Below are 18,210 nucleotides of genomic sequence, written 5' to 3'. Positions count from 1 at the left end.
GTACTGATTGTTTTTTGTTTGTAATTCAGATTAAATATAAAATCCAAACCATTATTCTTTTGCAGGCAACTGTATCTCTTCTGGTCAGCTTATTGACGGTAAGAAATACGTTTTCATTTTTTTTACAAGCCGGTCATTTGCCCTGCTATCATTTTACCTTTAAAAAACACGCCTTCTCTTTTTGGCAAACGAGCTACCGCTTCGGCAGAACAGCTTGCTTTTACCAAAATAAAATGCGCATCATCCCCCGCTGCCGGCCATACGCGTACACCTGCATCGTTAAGCGGCAACACCTCGTTTGTGGTGGCGATATGCAAAGCACGGCTCAAATTGTACTCGTCTGTCCAGCCATAAAGCTGTGCACATAATTTTGCTTTTTCCAACATATCGCAGGTTCCAAAAGGCATCCAGTGGTCGACAATACTGTCGGTACCCGTCATTAGTTTCACACCATACTTCTTTAAAGTAGGAATGGGCATGATGGTTTTTCCGATCGGCACTGTCGAAATAACTCCTATTCCAAGTGCTCCCATTTTTTCGGCAATTCCCTCTAAATCTTTCGGATCCATTCTGGCCAATGCAAAACCATGGCTGATATAAGTTTTTCCCTGTAATTGTTTGTTCTCTTCGTTTTTTTTAATGATGTATTCTATAGCCGATTTTCCTGAAGGTGGCGATTCGTGCAAATGAATATCGATTCCTTTATTGTGGTCTATTGCAATCTGGAACATACTGTCAAGTGATTTCTCCATATTTCCATCAACCGTTGTAGGGTCAAGACCGCCAATAAAATCTACTCCCATTTTTGCAGCTTCTCTCAGTAAAGGTTCTGATTGTGAATATAAGATTCCGTGCTGCGGAAAAGCCACAATCTCCCATCCAAAACTGTCTTTATTATTCTCTAAAGCCTTCAACAAATGCTCCAGACTTTTTAATCCGCTCACGGGGTCAATATTACATTGACAACGGGCAAAATAACTCCCCTGACTTTTCATCAACTGAATAGCCTGCTCTGCTTTGTATTGAGAATCTACAAGCAAATCCGGAATAATTTTCTGTTCCAGTGTAATCATGTCTTTTACCGTAAATCCTTTTCTGGGAGCAGCATTCCATTTTCCGCCGTAAAAAGTTTTATCAATATGGATGTGCATGTCACGCAATCCCGGAAGCATCAAAAGACCTTTGGCATCTACTTTTTTTAGTTTCCCATCAGGCTTGTCAGTTGTAATATTTTTAATCTTCCCATCTGAAATATGTACATTGTACAAATTGGTTTTGGTGGCAATTACTTCTTTTTTTTCATTGTACTCAAAACCGTCTTCCAGTCTTACATTGGTTAAAATATATTCTTTAGCAGAGGCTATACTATTTTCGGGCTCTTCCGGAGAATGTGCCATTGCAGTACTGCCTATTCCGGAAAACAATGCGGCTCCAGTTGCTGCGGCTCCCATTCTTAGAAATTGCTTTCGGTTTATTTTGTTGTCGCTCATCGGTTAATAGTGTGAAATATTTTTGAGAAACTGATTCTCAGGAAATAATGGTGAACTGCAAAATTCACTTAATTTTTTAAAACCGGAGCAGGAATATTAATGATAAGAATGGTACAGATTATAATTTTCCTTAAAATCTGTCGGTGTTATTCCGATATACTTTTTAAACACTTTGGCAAAATAGCCATTATCGCTAAATCCCAACTGATAAGCAATCTCTTTTACGGATAAGTCAGTACTAATCAACAATCGTTTGGCTTCCAGAATGGTTCTTTCTTTTATAACATCGCCAGCCGATTTGTTCAGGAATTTTTGGGAGAGAATATTCAGATAATTAGAGGTCACATTCAACTCTCCGGCATAAAAATTCACGGAGAATTGGGTTGTAAAGTGATCTTCAATCAGTGTCTTGAACTTTTTTATAATTTTTTCTGATTTGGCCGCAACATCATGATCCGGAAATTGCGAAACGTATTCTTTTTGCAACAATTTAAACAGCAAGTGCAATCTCAACAGCACTATTTCTTTGGTCAATAGATCGTCTTTAACTAAATCTGATTCTATTTCCTCCAACTGGCTTTTAACATTCTGAAATCCATTCTTATCCAGGGAAAGGCAGAAGGGTGAACTCTGTCCGAAAAAAGGCAGCTGCGACAAATTAGAAAAAACGGTCATGATCGCGGGTGAAATCATCAGCTGGAAACCATTCGTATTGACATCAAGTGACCAATTATGCACCTGTCCGGCTCCCACAAAATGAATCTGATAATCTTCTACTCTCGTTTGTTTAAAATCTACACTATGAAATCCGGAACCGTTCTCTACGAAAAAAACAAGGTAGAAATCGTGTTTATGAGGCTGCTCGAATTCGTTACGCCCTTTTACACTATGCCGAAACAGGGTGATACCAAACGTTTGCTCGCCAAGTATATTTAAAACAGACAAAGTGGGTATCGCATTTTTGCTCAAAGGAATTGATCGTGTTGGTTTACTATTTTCAAAATTATGCAATTAATCGATAGGTAAACTGTTGTGTTTATTTTTTTTCACGCAGATTCAGGAGATTGGTCAACCCGTTTGCTATCCCTCGGGTTAGCAGATTTTTGCTAATCATTTTAATCCATTAATCTGTGGCTAATACTTCAACACCTACTAAACCTATTTTTTATGGCTTTGATAAAATTCAAAATCACATTTTACTCAGCCCCCTAAACCGAGCAGCTCAAAACCTTCATTAATTCTGTAAAAAACAGACTCTTTACACAAATTTGAAAGTTTTATGATAAAAACTGAAAGACGATTTTGAATCTCAAATCTAACTTCGCTCTATCAAAGCATTAGAACAAACAGATTATAAATCTAAAAGAGTAAACAATGAAAAAAAACCTAGGCTTATTAGTAGCAGTCTTTGCTATTACCATAAACTCCTTTGCCAATCTCAAACCTGAAGATCCTTCCTTGATTTGGTTTAAAAAAACAACCGAAACCATTCGCTTCCAGCTAAACAAAGCGGCACAGACTTACAAACCGGGGAAAAATCCGCGTTCTGTAAATCCTGACGGAACGGTAAGATTGGCCGGTTTAACAGACTGGACTACCGGTTTTTTTCCGGGAAGTTTGTGGTATGGCTATGAACTCACCGGGGATAAAGCTCTGGCGGAAGAGGCTAAAAAGTTTACGCTTGCTTTAGATTCTATACGAAATATAAAAAACACTCATGATGTAGGTTTTATGCTGTACTGTTCTTATGGAAATGCTTACAGAATTACGGGAGACAAAACTTATCTTCCGGCACTGGCTGACGGAGCAGCAAATCTTTATGCCCGATTTAGTCCAACAGTTGGAGCTATTCGTTCCTGGGATTTTGAGTGGTTGCATTATCCGGTGATTATCGATAATATGATGAACCTTGAATATTTGTATTGGAGTGCCAGCGCCTTTAACAAACCTGAATATGCCACCGCTGCCAATACGCACGCGCTGACCACTATAAAAAACCATTTTAGAAAAGATTTCAGTTCCTACCATTTGGTTGATTATGATCCGAAAACAGGCAAAGTATTACGTAAAGGAACGCATCAGGGAGTTACTGACGATTCGGCCTGGGCACGAGGTCAGGCTTGGGGATTGTATGGATATACGATGTGTTATGCTAATACCAAAAACCCGAAATTTTTACAACAGGCCGAAAATATTGCTGCCTTCCTAATGAATCATCCTCGTATGCCAAAAGACAAAATACCGGTTTGGGATTTTGATGTGCACAACGCCATGGACACTGCTGAACTTGCTCCCAGAGATGCTTCGGCAGCAGCTGTAATCGCTTCAGCATTGCTTGATTTGAGTACTCAGGTTAAGGATGGAAAAAAATATGCCAACTATGCCGAAGCCATTTTAAAATCTTTATCGTCTGATGCTTATCTCGCAAAACCGGGTGAAAACAATTATTTTTTACTGAAACACAGCGTGGGCGCCTTTTTATACAATTCAGAAATTGATACACCACTTGACTATGCCGATTATTATTATCTCGAAGCTTTGAAAAGATACGCATCGCTTAAAAAAATAGAAATTTAAAAGTAGACCGTTCGTGCAAAAATCTGTCTGCGAAAGGAAATAAAACAGGAAGTTCTTTACTTTAGAAATTACAAAAAAATACTCCACCGAACAATTAACAGTTTGCCGAAAAACAGTTCTGGCGGTATTTCCTTAAAATAATTTCTGATAAAAATAACTTCATTACAAGCCCGCAAAACCTCCGATTCTAACCGTTGGAAGTCTTGCGGGTTAGTTGCTAAGAATACAATAAATTACTAACCACTAATCTATTAATAACCACTCTTATGCACAAAAAATTACTTTTATCCGTCGGGCTAATAGCCTTTGTTTTTAACTTTTCGTACGCTCAGCTGAGTGTTGTAAACGAGATTGCCGTCAAATATCGAAACTGGCTCACAGGGGAGAATCTTGATTATTCTAAAACAGAAGTCAACGAAAGATACAGCCGTTTTCTGAGCAATGGTATAGCCGCCAAAAACCTCTCGGCATACGACTTTGCCAATCCTGGTCCGGCATGGAATTTTACCATCAGTGCCGATCAGACTGCGTATCAGGTTCTGGTCGAGCAAAAACTAATCCGCTTAGTCTTTTTGTACCAATTAAAAGGGTCAGCTGCCAGTCCTAATCCCGATTATCACAGTCCTGCACTGCGAGATTCTATTTTGACCCTTTTCAACTATATGAAAGCTAAAGGCATCAGCAGTACTACTAATTTTGCTTATCTCTCCATTCCTGCCACCGAAGAAGTGATTACCAGTGGTCATGGGATATGTTTGCGCTCCTCAGGATATGCAACTTCCGTTTTTTTGATGAAAGACGAATTAGTTGCTGCCGGAGAATTTACACATCATCTCGGAGCACTGAAAAGCTTAACGGCTTTTATTTCTTCGGATTATCCTAATTTCAATTTCACCAATCCCGGTTTCAATTCTGACGTTATCCGTTCTTCCATTCAGCAGCGATTTTGTTATGTACTCGCTCAGGACGATGCTTCAACTACAAAAGTGACCGATATGGATTTCCTGAAACAATTTATCGACAATGCTCTCAAAATAAGCAACGGCTGGAACGATTGTATTAAGCCTGATTTTATTACCTATCATCACAGAGGTGCTTATTCGAATTCCTACGGAGTAGAAGCGCTGCAACAATCTTCGATTATGAATATGATGTTGAAAAACACCTCCTATGAATTAAATGCCGAAGCACAAAGCAACTTAAAAAATGCCATTTTAAACTACAGCAAATTCAGTAAAGGTTTTGAAATGCCTTTAGGACTCGCCGGAAGATTCTTCACCAACACTGATGCGCTAAACGACTTACGACCTGCACTGGCATTTTTATATGTAGCCGATCCTGTAGCCAATCTGGAAGCGGGGCGAGAATTTGTCCGCCTTTGGAACCTTTCTGCAACCGCTAATACAAATTTACTGAGACAAAATGCCTTATCGATCACACTAGTTCATACACCTGGTAGTTTAATGGATCTACTGCAAACTTTAAATGCAGGACTTAGTCCGCTTCCTGAAATAACCCAAGGACAATTTAATTTTCCTTTTGCCGGATTGAGCGTTCACAAATACAATGGCTTTCAGGCAAGCATAAAAGGAACCAGTAAACACATCTGGCATTTCGAGGATTCAGCCACAGAAAATGTTTTTGGCAGATACACCTCTGCAGGTGCTATGGATTTACTGACCACCGGTACTCCTGTAACCCGGGTTTCAAACGGTTATTCCGAAAATGGCTGGGATTGGTCGCATCTTCCCGGAACAACAGTTGCTTATCTTCCTCTAAACATCCTTGAAACGGGGACTATGAGGGAGATGAACGGAAAATCATTTCTGGCAGTTGGTTCTTTAGACCATAATGGTGTTTTTGGTATGGACTATAAAGATTATAATTCGGCTACCGGAATGACGGCTTTGAAGTCTAATTTTTTCTTCAAAAATATGATTCTTTGTCTGGGTTCTAATATCCGGGATACCAACGGAACCTACCCTATTCATACCACTTTGTTTCAAACAGCACTGGCCAATACAACAACAGCAACTTATGTGAACGGTACGGCCACTACAGGCAATACTTATACACTTACCCAAACTGGAGCCTTCTGGGCGACAGATGCTTTAGGCAATGGCTACGTGGTTCCCGGAAATTCAAGTAATACTGATGCAATAACCGTTAACCGATTGGAACAAAACTCCCGCAACAACAGCAATACCGCTACTACTTCGGGTAATTTTACTAGTGCCTATATCAATCATGGTACTGCCCCGGTTTCAGCCAAATTTCAATATGCGGTCGTATTGCAAGGCGGACAGACCGCTACACAACAACTGGCTGCTAATTTTACTTCTTACTTTAAAATTTACCATCAAAACAGTCAGGCGCACATTGTACAATACCTGCCGGATGCCCTATTTGGTTATGTTATTTTTACTCCAAATACTGTATTTACTTATGATGTAGTGGTAAGTGTAAACAAACCGGCGGCTGTGATGACGCAAAAAACAGACAACGGAAACCGATTAAAAGTCAGTCTCACCAATCCAAACTTAGGGCTTTTGGCTTCCAATGAAACCTACACTTGGAGCCAGATTAGCAGTCAAAACTCCATTTTAAACAGAGTGGCACAAACAGATCCTGTAAAATTAACGTTGGCGGGTCAGTGGGAATTGGCCGCACCAGCTTCAAATATAACCACCTCTATCAATGGCGCTAATACAGAAGTTACTTTTGCTACCATTAACGGACTTACAATTCAAACCGAACTCGTAAAATCATCCACATTGGGTATTCATGATCCGACGGGGCAAGCTTCTAAAGATTTAGCAGTAATTGTTGCTCCCAACCCTTCCCAAACTGATTTTAAAATCAATGTTACAGGTGAAGCCGGAGAGACTATTTTTGTAAATGTGTTCGACACTTTAGGAAAACGTGTCAACACCCTAAAATCAGACTATGGGCAAACTATCGTTCTGGGCAGTGACTGGACTCCCGGAATATACTTTGCCGAAATACGTCAAGGCAAACAAAAGAAAACCGTCAAATTAATAAAACAATAAACAATCAACTAAATTTTAAAAAACAATAACTACTACTAATGAAAAACCTTAAAAAAACAATAACCTTACTCCTCCTATTTACCACCGCTTATTTTACTCATGCGCAGGAAAAACAACTGACAAAAGAAAGTTTTGATGTTGTCAACCTTAACTATCCGGGTTTAGAGAATGTAAATCAGCTGTTTACTTCCGGTAAATATGACGAAGCTGCCAGAGCGTTGCTCAATTATTACCGCGAGCGAAGAAAAATCAAAAACCCTGATTTTAATGTGGGCGATGAAACCCGATTTAGAGGAAAAGATATCGGAAAAACCAATCAGTTAAAAGCTGACAATGCTTTGTTGCATCAGTTTCAGCCTCATAAAGGCTATGGTTATTTTGATTACGGAACCGATATTAACTGGGATTATTGGCCTGTAAAAGACAATGAAGTACGCTGGCAGCTGCATCGTGTAACCTGGTGGCAACCTATGGGAATGGCCTACAGAAGCAGCGGCGATGAAAAATATGCCAAAGAATGGGTTTCCCAGTTTCGTGATTGGGAGAGAAAAAATGTTTTAGGGCGTTCGAAAGAAAATGACCAATTTGCCTGGCGTCCGTTAGAAGTATCAGAGCGTATACAGAGCCTTCCGGGAACCTTCAACCTGTTTGTAGTTTCATCGAATTTTACACCCGCTTTTTTGATGGAATTCTTAAACAGTTTTTCGAAACAGACGGCTTATATTCCTAAGAATTATAGTAAAGAAGGCAATCATTTATTGTTTGAAGCACAACGTATCCTGAGTGCAGGAGCCTTTTTCCCGGAACTCAAAGCAGCAGAAGAATGGCGTAAAAGCGGCATCGAAATACTCAATCGCGAAATAAAATTACAAGTACTCCCTGACGGTGTACAATGGGAGCTTTCACCAATTTATCATGTTGCCTGTATCGAAATCTTTTTAAAAGCCTACAACTCGGCTAAAATGGCGGGTGTAGCAAAAGAATTTCCGGAAACCTATTCCAAAACAATCGAAAAAATGATGGTCGCAACAGCCAATATCTCGTTTCCCGATTACAGTACACCGATGTTTGGCGACTCCTGGACTTTTGATAAAAATGGCAGAATAAAACAATTTCTAAACTGGTCAAAAATGTTTCCTGAAAACGGGCTCTTGAAATATTTAGGTACGGCTGGTGCCGAAGGACAATTGCCCAATTATGAATCCCATGGCTTATCAGACGGCGGTTTTTACGCTTTTAGAAACGGATGGAACGATAAATCAACCGTCATGATTGTTAAAGCGGGTCCTCCGGCCGAATTCCATGCACAGCCGGACAACGGTACGTTTGAACTTTGGGTAAAAGGACGCAATTTTACACCAGATACAGGTTGCTACATTTACAGTGGTGATGCTGAGGTAACCAAAATGAGAAATTGGTACCGTCAAACCAGAGTACACAGCACGTTGACACTTGACAATCAGAACATGATCATTACCAAAGCCAAAGAAAACAAATGGAGTACCTCTAAAAACTTAGATCAATTAACCTATACCAATCCTAGTTATACTGACTTAAACCACCAGCGTACCATTCTTTTTATAGATCAGAAGTACTTTTTAATTCTTGATAAAGCAATTGGGAAAGCTACCGGAAACTTAGGAGTTCACTTTCAATTAAAAGAAGACAGCAAACCCGTTTTCAATAAAATGAACAATAGCGTTACAACCACTTACGAAGACGGCAACAATCTTTTGATACAATCTTTAAATACCGATAAAGTGACATTAAATGAAGAAGACGGCAAAGTTTCCTATCAGTACGCCAAAGAAATTGCACGCCCTGCTTTTGTTTTTGAAAAGCCGAAAACTACTGCTGCAGCACAAAGTTTTATTACGGTAGTTTATCCATATGATGGAACTAAAGCTCCGGAGATCAGTATTAAGATGAATAAGGCTAATGATTTCGAAAAAGGAATTATTGATATGAGTTTACAAATTGATGGTAAAAAAAGTGAGGTAAAAACAAATCTGAATGATTAAGCTTTTCTAATTCCTTTCAAAATATTATGTATTGTAAAGGCGTCTAAATTTTAGGCGCCTTTTTTTTGGGACCTACTAATTACCGGATAATTCCTTCTTCCCCACTTTTTTATCTGTTTTTTCATTCCTATTTCATCCGTCATAATCTGCCACCCCGATGGGGTTCTAACCTATAAGACATTGTTTTTTTTATAAATATGAAATCCCTCTGGGACTTTATCTTAAATGCACCTCCATTAATCTAACCAGAAAAAAACAGTTCCACAGAAGTAAAATATTTATAACAATTTTATAATCGCACGATAGGTAAAGCTCCAGAGGAGCAAAATATTTATAACGTTTAATAACCACGCGACCATAAAGCTCCAGCGGAGCGGCATCTATTTCACAAACAAATAAAGCTTCCGATTAAATTCCCCATCAATTTCTAAATAACGATGAATCTATCGTCCAATTCCTATTCAAAAAATAAATGCTCACAATACTTTTATCAGTTTTATCTGAAAAAGAGAAAGCAAACTACTTTACTTCCCTCCTATATTCTGTAAAAATTACATCGTTTTCGTTAATCTGTTATTGCCTTTAATTTAACTTTTGCCCAACACAAATGATCAAGGAACAGTGCAGTAAAAACAACACTTTTATACTGAAAACAGAACCTCAAAAATGCCATAAAACCCTGATTACACAAGGATTTTAAAGAGTTTTAAAAGCACAATTAATCAAAATCAATAGCAATTTGGACATTTTCAAAACTGTCCTCTATAGTCGATTTATATATTTGTTTTTATTAAATCAAAAAAAACATGACCAATTCCAAAAAAATGAACCAGCAACTACAGAATCCATTTTTAATTGTCAGGCGGAAAATTCCTCTGCGAATTTCCTCAGTTAATAAATTGTTATAATTTTCGTCCATTAAGAATAATGAAGCGATTGGTTAAACAATAGTGTCAAACGGCAGTCGATCTCAAACTTATTACAACAGTAATTCGGAATTTCGGTCAAGCAATAAGAAGAAGATAAATGATTCAGAAGAGTGATTTCTCATTTTGCAGCAAGACCAGATATCAACTTATACAACATCAATTTAGGAAGTAAGGTTACCCTTATTCCGATTTAAAAAAAATTATGAAAAGGACTCTATTTTTATTTTTGCTGCTTACCGCCTGCAAAGTGATGTATGGGCAGGATATTATCACCGTCAAAGGTGTGGTAACCGATGCTCAGAATATGCCTATGCCGGGAGCAACTGTTTCTGAAAAAGGAACCAAAAATACCACTGTTACTGCTATGGACGGTGATTATCAAATTAAGGTAAAATCAAATGCTATTTTAGTTTTTTCGTTCATCGGAACTAAAACTAAAGAAGAACCTGTTAAAAACAGAACGCTTATCAATACTAAATTACTCGATGACGCCAATAATCTGGATGAGGTTGTTGTAGTAGGGTACGGAACCAAAGCGAGAAAAGATCTTACGGGAGCTATCTCTTCCGTTAAGGGACAGGAACTCGCTAAAATTCCGGTTCAAAATGTGGCACAGGCATTACAAGGCCGTATTGCCGGTATGCAGGTGACCATGTCTGACGGTACACCTGGATCTGAACCTTCCCTTAGAATTAGAGGCGGAACTTCGATTACCCAAAGTAACGAACCTTTGTATGTCGTTGACGGTGTAGCCCAAACCGGAGGATTAAGCTTTTTAGATCCGATGGATATTGAATCTATCGACGTTTTAAAAGATGCCTCTTCGACTTCTATCTATGGTGCACAAGGGGCCAACGGAGTAGTTTTAGTGACAACCAAAAAAGCAAAGGGAGGAAAACTCACTTTAAGTTATGATACTTATGCCGGGATTAAGACTATCGCCAAAACAATTCCGGTGATGAATCCTTACCAATACACCCAATTACTTTATGAATCAGCAACTGATGATGCCAGAATGCAGAAGTTTGTGAGTGCTTTTGGAACTTATGATCAGCTTGAAGGCCTTTACAAAGACAGACCAGGTATCAACTGGCAGGATGAGGTTTTTGGAAATGCTGTGGAAAGTCAATACCACAAGCTAAGCATCAGCGGTGGTGAAAATGATACCAAATACAATGCTTTCTACTCGGTGAATAACGATCAGGGAATTATGCTGGGAAGCGAATCGGTAAAAAATATCGCAAAACTAAACGTAACCAATTCCATCAGTAAAAAGGTTACGGTTACCGCAATTGTAAATTACTCCAGTCAAAAAGTAACCGGATTATCAACAAACGATGGTGGAAATGCACGTTTGAGCATGCTGCAAAATTTATTGCAATACCGACCTACCATCGGAAAAACAGGATCTGATGAAGATCTTAAAACCTTAACCGTAGATCCGTTGGACAATCAGGATTCTCCAACCTTCCAGAGTCCTTTGATTACCATCGACAGTCAAAAAAGAGAGGCCATTACCAGAGCCATCAACATGAGTTTACAGCTGCAATACTACATAACGCCAAGCTTAATCTATCGCGGATTAATCAGTTATACCGACAACAGCATGAAGAGCAAATATTTTAACGATTCCAGAGGTATACAAGCCATCAGAAGCGGTGGTGCCAATGGCGGGGTGACGCACAATATTGGCACCCGATTAAATTACAATAACGTTCTAACGTATAGTAAGACTTTTAATAAAAAACATAAATTTGATGCCTCTCTCGGACAAGAGTACATTTACAATTATGCAGAAGGAATTACGGCTTCGGCAACCGCTTTTCCTGACGTTAATCTGGGGTGGGATAAATTGCAACTGGGTACCATTGCCGGAATTCCGACAACCTACGCAGAAGATGACAAAATATTATCTTTTTTTGGAAGAGCCAACTACTCGTACAAAAACAAGTACTTGCTGACTGCCACTTTAAGAGCAGACGGGTCTTCTAAATTCGGGACAGAAAACCAATGGGGCTACTTCCCTTCTGTTTCGGCTGCCTGGAGAATTATCGAAGAACCTTTTATGGATAAATTACCTGCGTTTTCAGACTTAAAACTTCGTTTGAGTTATGGTGAAGCCGGAAATAACAGAATTGCCAATTATGCCGCTTTGGGTATTTTTAATTCAGGATCATATCCTTTGAACAATCAGATGAATATCACGGCATTTCAGAACAATCTTCCAAATCCCTTTTTAAAATGGGAGGCTACAAAATCGACGAATATTGGTTTTGACATTGGTTTTTTCAAACAAAGAATCGCGCTTACCACAGAATTATACGAAAACCGTTCTAAGGATTTACTGTACAACACCCGTGTACCTGCAAGTTCAGGTTTCAAAAAACAATTTCAAAACATCGGAGCTACCTCCAATCGCGGTATAGAATTTACACTGAACACGGTAAACGTAAAAACCAATAGTTTTAACTGGAGCACAACTTTCAACATTGCTTTTAACAAAACTAAAGTACTAAGTTTGAGTGAAGGCGAAAATTCGTTGATCACCAACAGTTATACCGATCGGAACGACTACATTTTGCAGGTTGGAAAACCGGTGGGCGTCATGTACGGTTATGTAAGAGACGGATTGTATCAGGTAAACGATTTTGATTATAATACCACAACTAGTACCTACACCCTTAAACCGGGGGTAGTAAGCGACAATATCGTTGCACAGCCTGGCTTTATCAAATTTAAAGACATCAGTGGTCCTAATGGTACACCGGATGGCGTAATTAATGATTTAGACCGAACTGCCATTGGAGATGCCAATCCTAAATATACAGGAGGTCTTAACAATACCTTTAGCTACAAAGGAATTGATTTGAGTGTATTCCTTGATTTTACGGTAGGAAATGATATCTATAATGCCAACGTTCTAAACAACTCAAGACTTAATCTCGACAATTTAAACACCGTAGCGATCTATGCTGACAGATGGACAACCATTAACGCAGCAGGGCAACGTGTTACCGATCCCGCCGAACTGACTGCCCTTAACGCTGGCAAAACGAATCCGGCCTTTAACGGAAACACTACCGGACGTTTGTACAGCGATATTATTGAGGACGGTTCGTTTTTAAGAATCAACAATATTAGTCTGGGGTACACCTTGCCAAAAGAATGGCTTAAAAAATCTAAAATCTCAAATTTGAGAATTTATTTTACGGCTTACAATCTGTACGTATTCACCAAATATTCAGGCTATGATCCTGAAGTAAGCGTACTCAACAATGCCATAACCCGCGGAGTCGATTTTAGTGCTTACCCTAGAAGTAAATCGTTTATCACAGGATTAAATATTTCGCTATAATTTAAAGTTTACAAAGATGAAAAACAATATATTTTCCCGCAAAACACTTATAGCAGCCGGTATTGCCTGCCTCTTATTACCGCTTAATTCCTGCGACAAAGAACTGGAAGTTACCCCCTATTCTTATTTCACCACTGCTAACTTTTTCTCTGATGCAAACGAAGCCAATATGGCCATCCTTGGCGTTTATGAATCCATGTCGTCAATGGACAGTTATGGCTGGAACATTTCCTTAGTTTTTGATGCCGATACCGATATTGAACAAATGACCGGAATTGGTGCCGACGACTGGAGAACCATAGCACACTATCAGGGAATTTCTCAAACGAATATGTTTTACACCACTTGGAGTAAATTGTACGAAGGAATAGACAGAGCCAATGTAGTGATCGAAAGAATTCCGCAAATGGAGCTCTTTTCAAACGGCAACACAGCCCAAAAAGAACAGCTGAACCGCTACCTTGGCGAAGCAAAATTCCTCCGCGGTTTTTATTATTCCGAACTTGTACGTTTATGGGGAGACGTGCCTTTTAAAACAAAAAGTTCTCAATCCGGCGATAATCTGAAAGGAGCACTTGTAGACCGTCAGGAAATTTATACCCAGATCATCAAAGACATGACCGAAGCCTCACTTCTCCTTCCGGAACAGCTGCCTACAGACGAACGTATCAACAAATGGGGAGCCAAAGCCATGCTGGCCAGAGTAGCCCTTTTTGCCGGAGGATACTCTTTAGGTGCAGACGGAACGATGAAACGTCCTTCAAACTACAAAGACTATTACAAACTGGCACAGCAACAGATTAACGATGTTATAGCTCAAAATCCGTATAAGCTAAACCCATCTTATGCTAAAGTATTTAAAAACCAGTGTCAGCATGTATTAGAACCTACCGAGAATATTTTTCAGGTTGCTTTCTACAATCCGTCAGGAAACATAGGAAATGCCTCCTGGGTAGGAAACTTCAACGGTCCGGCAACAGCAGCTGGTTTCTATCCATCCAACATTTCGAGATGTTTAGTTCCAAAACCATTTTACAATAGTTTTAATGCGGCCGATCAGCGCAGGGATTTTTCGATTGCCACCTACTCCATCAACAATTTGGGAAACAAACTTCCGCTTTTAACCACCAATCAGGACGAAAGATGGACGGTTGGTAAATGGAGCAGAGAATACCAGACCAATGCAACCGCAGAACGTGTTTACACACACATCAATTGGGTCATCATGCGTTATTCCGATTTGCTTTTGATGCGTGCTGAGGTAGAAAATGAACTAAACGAGGGCCCTAATACTATTGCTTACGACGCCATCAATCAGGTTCGTAAAAGAGCCTTTGGTGCTGACATACAGGGAAGCCGAATTGCGGTTGACATAAAAACAAAAGGAACCGGATATACCAATGCAGCCAATGTTTTAATACAAATCACAGGTGGCGGCGGTACTGATGCGGCGGCGGCAGTAATCACCCTTTCGGCCGGAGGAATCAATACCATTGGAATGCTGCGTTCCGGCGATGGTTATACCTCTGTTCCTACCGTAACCATTACCAGTACAGACGGGAAAGGTACCGGAGCAACCGCAACCGCAAGACTCTTGACCAAACCCACTACAGCCGAAATGAGTTTAGCAACCGGTCTGAACAAAGACAATTTCCTAAAAGCCGTTCAGCAGGAAAGAGCCTGGGAACTTTCGGGCGAAGGAATGCGAAGAGCCGACTTGATCCGATGGGGAATCTTAGGAGATAAACTGATCGAAACAAGTACCGCGGTCAAACAAATCCGATCGACTTATTTCTTCCCGGCAATTACCAATTTTGTGGCCGGAAAACATGAATTGTACCCTTATCCACAAAATGAAACAGACGTAAACAAAAACATCACACGTCAGAATCCAAAGTACTAGGCAAATAGTATTTAAAAATCATGCACACCCCACTAAATGATGAGGTTTATTTTGAAAAACTCAAATTATTAAAAATAAATGATGCAACATTATTTAGAAATGAATAAGTTTATAACCGTTAATGCAGGACTTTGTTCTGCATTAATTGTTTGTAACAGAAAAGAAAACTACTAAAAATAAAGAACAATATGGTTACCAAAAATGATACACAACTGTCAAAATCCTACGCAATTGGGATCGACATTGGTGGTACTTCACTGAAATGTGGTGTTGTGAATGAACTCGGAGAAATTTTATTTTCGTTTATAGTATCCTTAAAAGAAGCCCGTACCGAAAAAGAGATCATCCGCTTAATGGTCGATGCCATCACACAATGTACCGATCAGTTAAAAGAACCCATTGTGGGTATCGGAATTGGTTTTCCGGGTCTGATTGAAAATGATGTGATCATTGGCGGCGGTGTAAACTTACCCGGTTTTGACCAATTGCCCTTAGGAAAAATTCTAAAGGATCTAACTGGACATCATGTGGTAATTGATAATGATGCCAACTTAATGGGGCTTGCCGAATTGATTTACGGAGCAGCCAAAGACAGTACCGATGCTGTTTTTCTAACGATTGGTACAGGCATTGGCGGTGCCATTATGATTAATAAAGGCTTGTATAGCGGTTTCAAAAATCGCGGTGGCGAACTGGGCCATACCGTAATTCAGCAAAATGGTATCGCCTGTAATTGCGGTGGACGAGGCTGCCTGGAAACCTACGCTTCCGTAACCGCTTTAATCAAGTACTATCAGTCACAAAATCCTGCCGTAGATGAAAATATTGACGGCAAAACCATCATCGATAAATACCTTGCCGGAGAAAATCATGCGATAAAAACCATGGAGCATCATTTTGATTACCTGGCTGCCGGAATTGTTAATTTTGTCAACATCTTCAGTCCGGAAAAAGTAATTATTGGAGGTGGTATCAGCGAAGCTGGTCAGTTTTATATTGACGAACTAACCCAAAGAGTTAAAACCTTTGCTATTCCGGTTGCCTTTGCGCATACCAGCATCGTAGCAGCAGATTTAGGCAACAAAGCCGGATTACTGGGAGCCTGTGCCAATGCTTTCCAGAAATTTAAAGATTTGAAATACAGCACGAACTAAAAGAATATGCTCGCGAAGTCGCAAAATCGCAAAGATCTTAGTAGATTGTCTAAACGCACTGCATAAAAAACTTTGCGGCTTTGCGTCTCTGCGAGCAAATCCACACCAACAACTCATCACTTTAATCCATTTAATCCGTGGCAAAAAACTCTGCAGCTTCGCCTCTCTGCGAGCAAATATTTTTAAGAATCACCTCACTAATTGCCCATTATTAAAGGTTTTAACTAAAATTAATAGCATTTTGAACAAATTCAAAACCCAAATTAAAGCCTGATGATTAACTTCGTTTTTGCATTTAAGAATTTAAAAGGCAAAACGTAATCTATTAAAATCAGGCCGATATGATATTTCAAAAAGTCATAGGATTTGTTTGTTTGTTGGGAATACTGGCTATTCCTTTTTCCGGCAATGCCCAAACCGCTGCACGCCCCAATATCCTGATCATCATGACCGATCAGCAAACTGCCGATGCGATGAGTATTGCAGGAAACAAAGATCTTCATACCCCAGCAATGGACAAGCTCGCGCAAAATGGAATCCGTTTTACCAAAGCCTATTGTGCTCAGCCTTTATGTACTCCGTCACGCACCGCCCTCATGAGTGGAAAAATGCCTTTTGAAACCGGCTTCGTAGGCAACGCTCCCGAAAAAGACGGTCAATGGCCTGACGATTTACTAATGATGGGGAAAATTTTCCAAAACGGAGGATACAAAACCGGCTATGTTGGCAAATGGCACCTTCCGGTTCCCACTGCCAAGAAAAGTCAGCATGGTTTTGAGTATATCGAAAACACCAGTTTTCAGGATTACAACGATGCGGCGACACCTTCCTTTTGTGCTCGTTTCATTAAGGAAAATAAAAACACCCCATTTCTTTTGGTGGCCTCCTTTTTAAATCCCCATGACATTTGCGAGTGGGCTCGTCATGAAGATCTGAAAATGGATGTATTAGAAAAAGTACCACCGGTCGATCAGTGTCCGCAATTGCCCGCCAATTGGAAAATCCCCCAGTACGAACCTGAAATTGTCCGTGATCAGCAAAAAGTAAGTTTCAGAACCTACCCTTCTGTAAACTGGACTGCAGATCAATGGCGTCAATACCGCTGGGCCTACAATCGCTTAGTTGAAAAAGTAGACGGTTACATCGAAATGGTACTCGCCTCTTTGAAAAAATACAACATCGAAAAAAACACCATTATCATTTTTACAGCAGATCATGGTGACGGATATGCAGGCCACAGTTGGAACCAAAAACAGATACTATATGAAGAATCCGCCAAAATACCTTTTATCATTTCGAAAATAGGCGAATGGAAACCCCGTACCGACGATCTTCTGGTTTGCAATGGTACCGACATTATCCCGACCATTTGTGGCTTCACCGGAATACAAAAACCAACTTATTTGAAAGGAATTGACCTCAGTAAAAGAATAACCAATCCATCAGAAAACCTGCGGGATACTCTGGTTATCGAAACCGATTTTGCCGATAACGAAGAACTTTTAAACATTAGCGGACGCGCTGTAATTACTCAAAATCTCAAATACATCGTTTACAACAAAGGCGATTTAAAAGAACAGCTTTTCGATCTCAGCACAGATCCGGGAGAAATCACCAATCTGGCAGTAAACAAGGCCTATAAAAAAGAACTAATTGCCATGCGCCGTTATTTAAAAAAATGGTGCAGCGCAAATGGAGATTCTTTTCAATCCGGATTATAAACTTGCCTAA

The 18,210-nt window shown here is 39.7% G+C and carries 9 protein-coding genes; 7 read left to right on the top strand and 2 right to left on the bottom strand.

Annotation, left to right across the window (positions count from 1 at the left end; all coding sequences use genetic code 11):
* Nucleotides 1–122: 122 nt before the first annotated feature.
* Together C245_RS0104305 and C245_RS0104300 are read right to left on the bottom strand one after the other, a co-directional pair.
* Nucleotides 123–1,490: an amidohydrolase gene (locus C245_RS0104305; protein WP_017495350.1), complete on the bottom strand. Its 1,368-nt coding sequence runs from the start codon at nt 1,488–1,490 to the stop codon at nt 123–125.
* A 96-nt stretch (nt 1,491–1,586) separates the two neighbouring features.
* Nucleotides 1,587–2,459 carry an AraC family transcriptional regulator gene (locus C245_RS0104300; RefSeq protein WP_157495775.1) on the bottom strand — a complete coding sequence of 291 codons (873 nt, stop codon included), beginning with the start codon at nt 2,457–2,459 and terminating at the stop codon, nt 1,587–1,589.
* A gap of 405 nt (nt 2,460–2,864) precedes the next feature.
* On the opposite strand from C245_RS0104300, the gene C245_RS0104295 reads away from it, so the two are divergent.
* The 7 genes from C245_RS0104295 to C245_RS0104260 all read left to right on the top strand — a co-directional run bounded on the left by C245_RS0104295 (nt 2,865) and on the right by C245_RS0104260 (nt 18,200).
* Nucleotides 2,865–4,067 (top strand): glycoside hydrolase family 88 protein, encoded by a 1,203-nt coding sequence (locus C245_RS0104295; protein ID WP_017495348.1) that lies wholly within the window; start codon nt 2,865–2,867, stop codon nt 4,065–4,067.
* Nucleotides 4,068–4,333: 266 nt separating this feature from the next.
* Nucleotides 4,334–7,117, top strand: a complete 2,784-nt coding sequence (locus tag C245_RS0104290; RefSeq protein WP_017495347.1) for a polysaccharide lyase family 8 super-sandwich domain-containing protein — start codon at nt 4,334–4,336, stop codon at nt 7,115–7,117.
* Between the two features lie 38 nt (nt 7,118–7,155).
* Entirely contained in the window at nt 7,156–9,138 is a 1,983-nt protein-coding gene (gene hepC, locus C245_RS0104285; RefSeq protein ID WP_017495346.1) for a heparin-sulfate lyase HepC, read from the top strand.
* A 1,131-nt stretch (nt 9,139–10,269) separates the two neighbouring features.
* Nucleotides 10,270–13,422 (top strand): TonB-dependent receptor, encoded by a 3,153-nt coding sequence (locus C245_RS0104275; RefSeq protein WP_026109861.1) that lies wholly within the window; start codon nt 10,270–10,272, stop codon nt 13,420–13,422.
* A 16-nt stretch (nt 13,423–13,438) separates the two neighbouring features.
* Nucleotides 13,439–15,325, top strand: a complete 1,887-nt coding sequence (locus tag C245_RS0104270) for a RagB/SusD family nutrient uptake outer membrane protein (RefSeq protein ID WP_017495343.1) — start codon at nt 13,439–13,441, stop codon at nt 15,323–15,325.
* 188 nt (nt 15,326–15,513) lie between these two features.
* Nucleotides 15,514–16,479 carry an ROK family protein gene (locus tag C245_RS0104265; protein ID WP_017495342.1) on the top strand — a complete coding sequence of 322 codons (966 nt, stop codon included), beginning with the start codon at nt 15,514–15,516 and terminating at the stop codon, nt 16,477–16,479.
* A gap of 341 nt (nt 16,480–16,820) precedes the next feature.
* Complete coding sequence (locus tag C245_RS0104260) at nt 16,821–18,200, top strand: sulfatase (protein WP_017495341.1); 1,380 nt, start codon at nt 16,821–16,823, stop codon at nt 18,198–18,200.
* Nucleotides 18,201–18,210 lie beyond the last annotated feature (10 nt).

Origin of the sequence: Flavobacterium sp. WG21 (assembly GCF_000335775.1) — a bacterium.
Classification (GTDB): domain Bacteria; phylum Bacteroidota; class Bacteroidia; order Flavobacteriales; family Flavobacteriaceae; genus Flavobacterium; species Flavobacterium tructae.
Note: the sequence above shows the minus strand (reverse complement) of the source record. Positions and strands in the feature narration are given on the sequence as shown.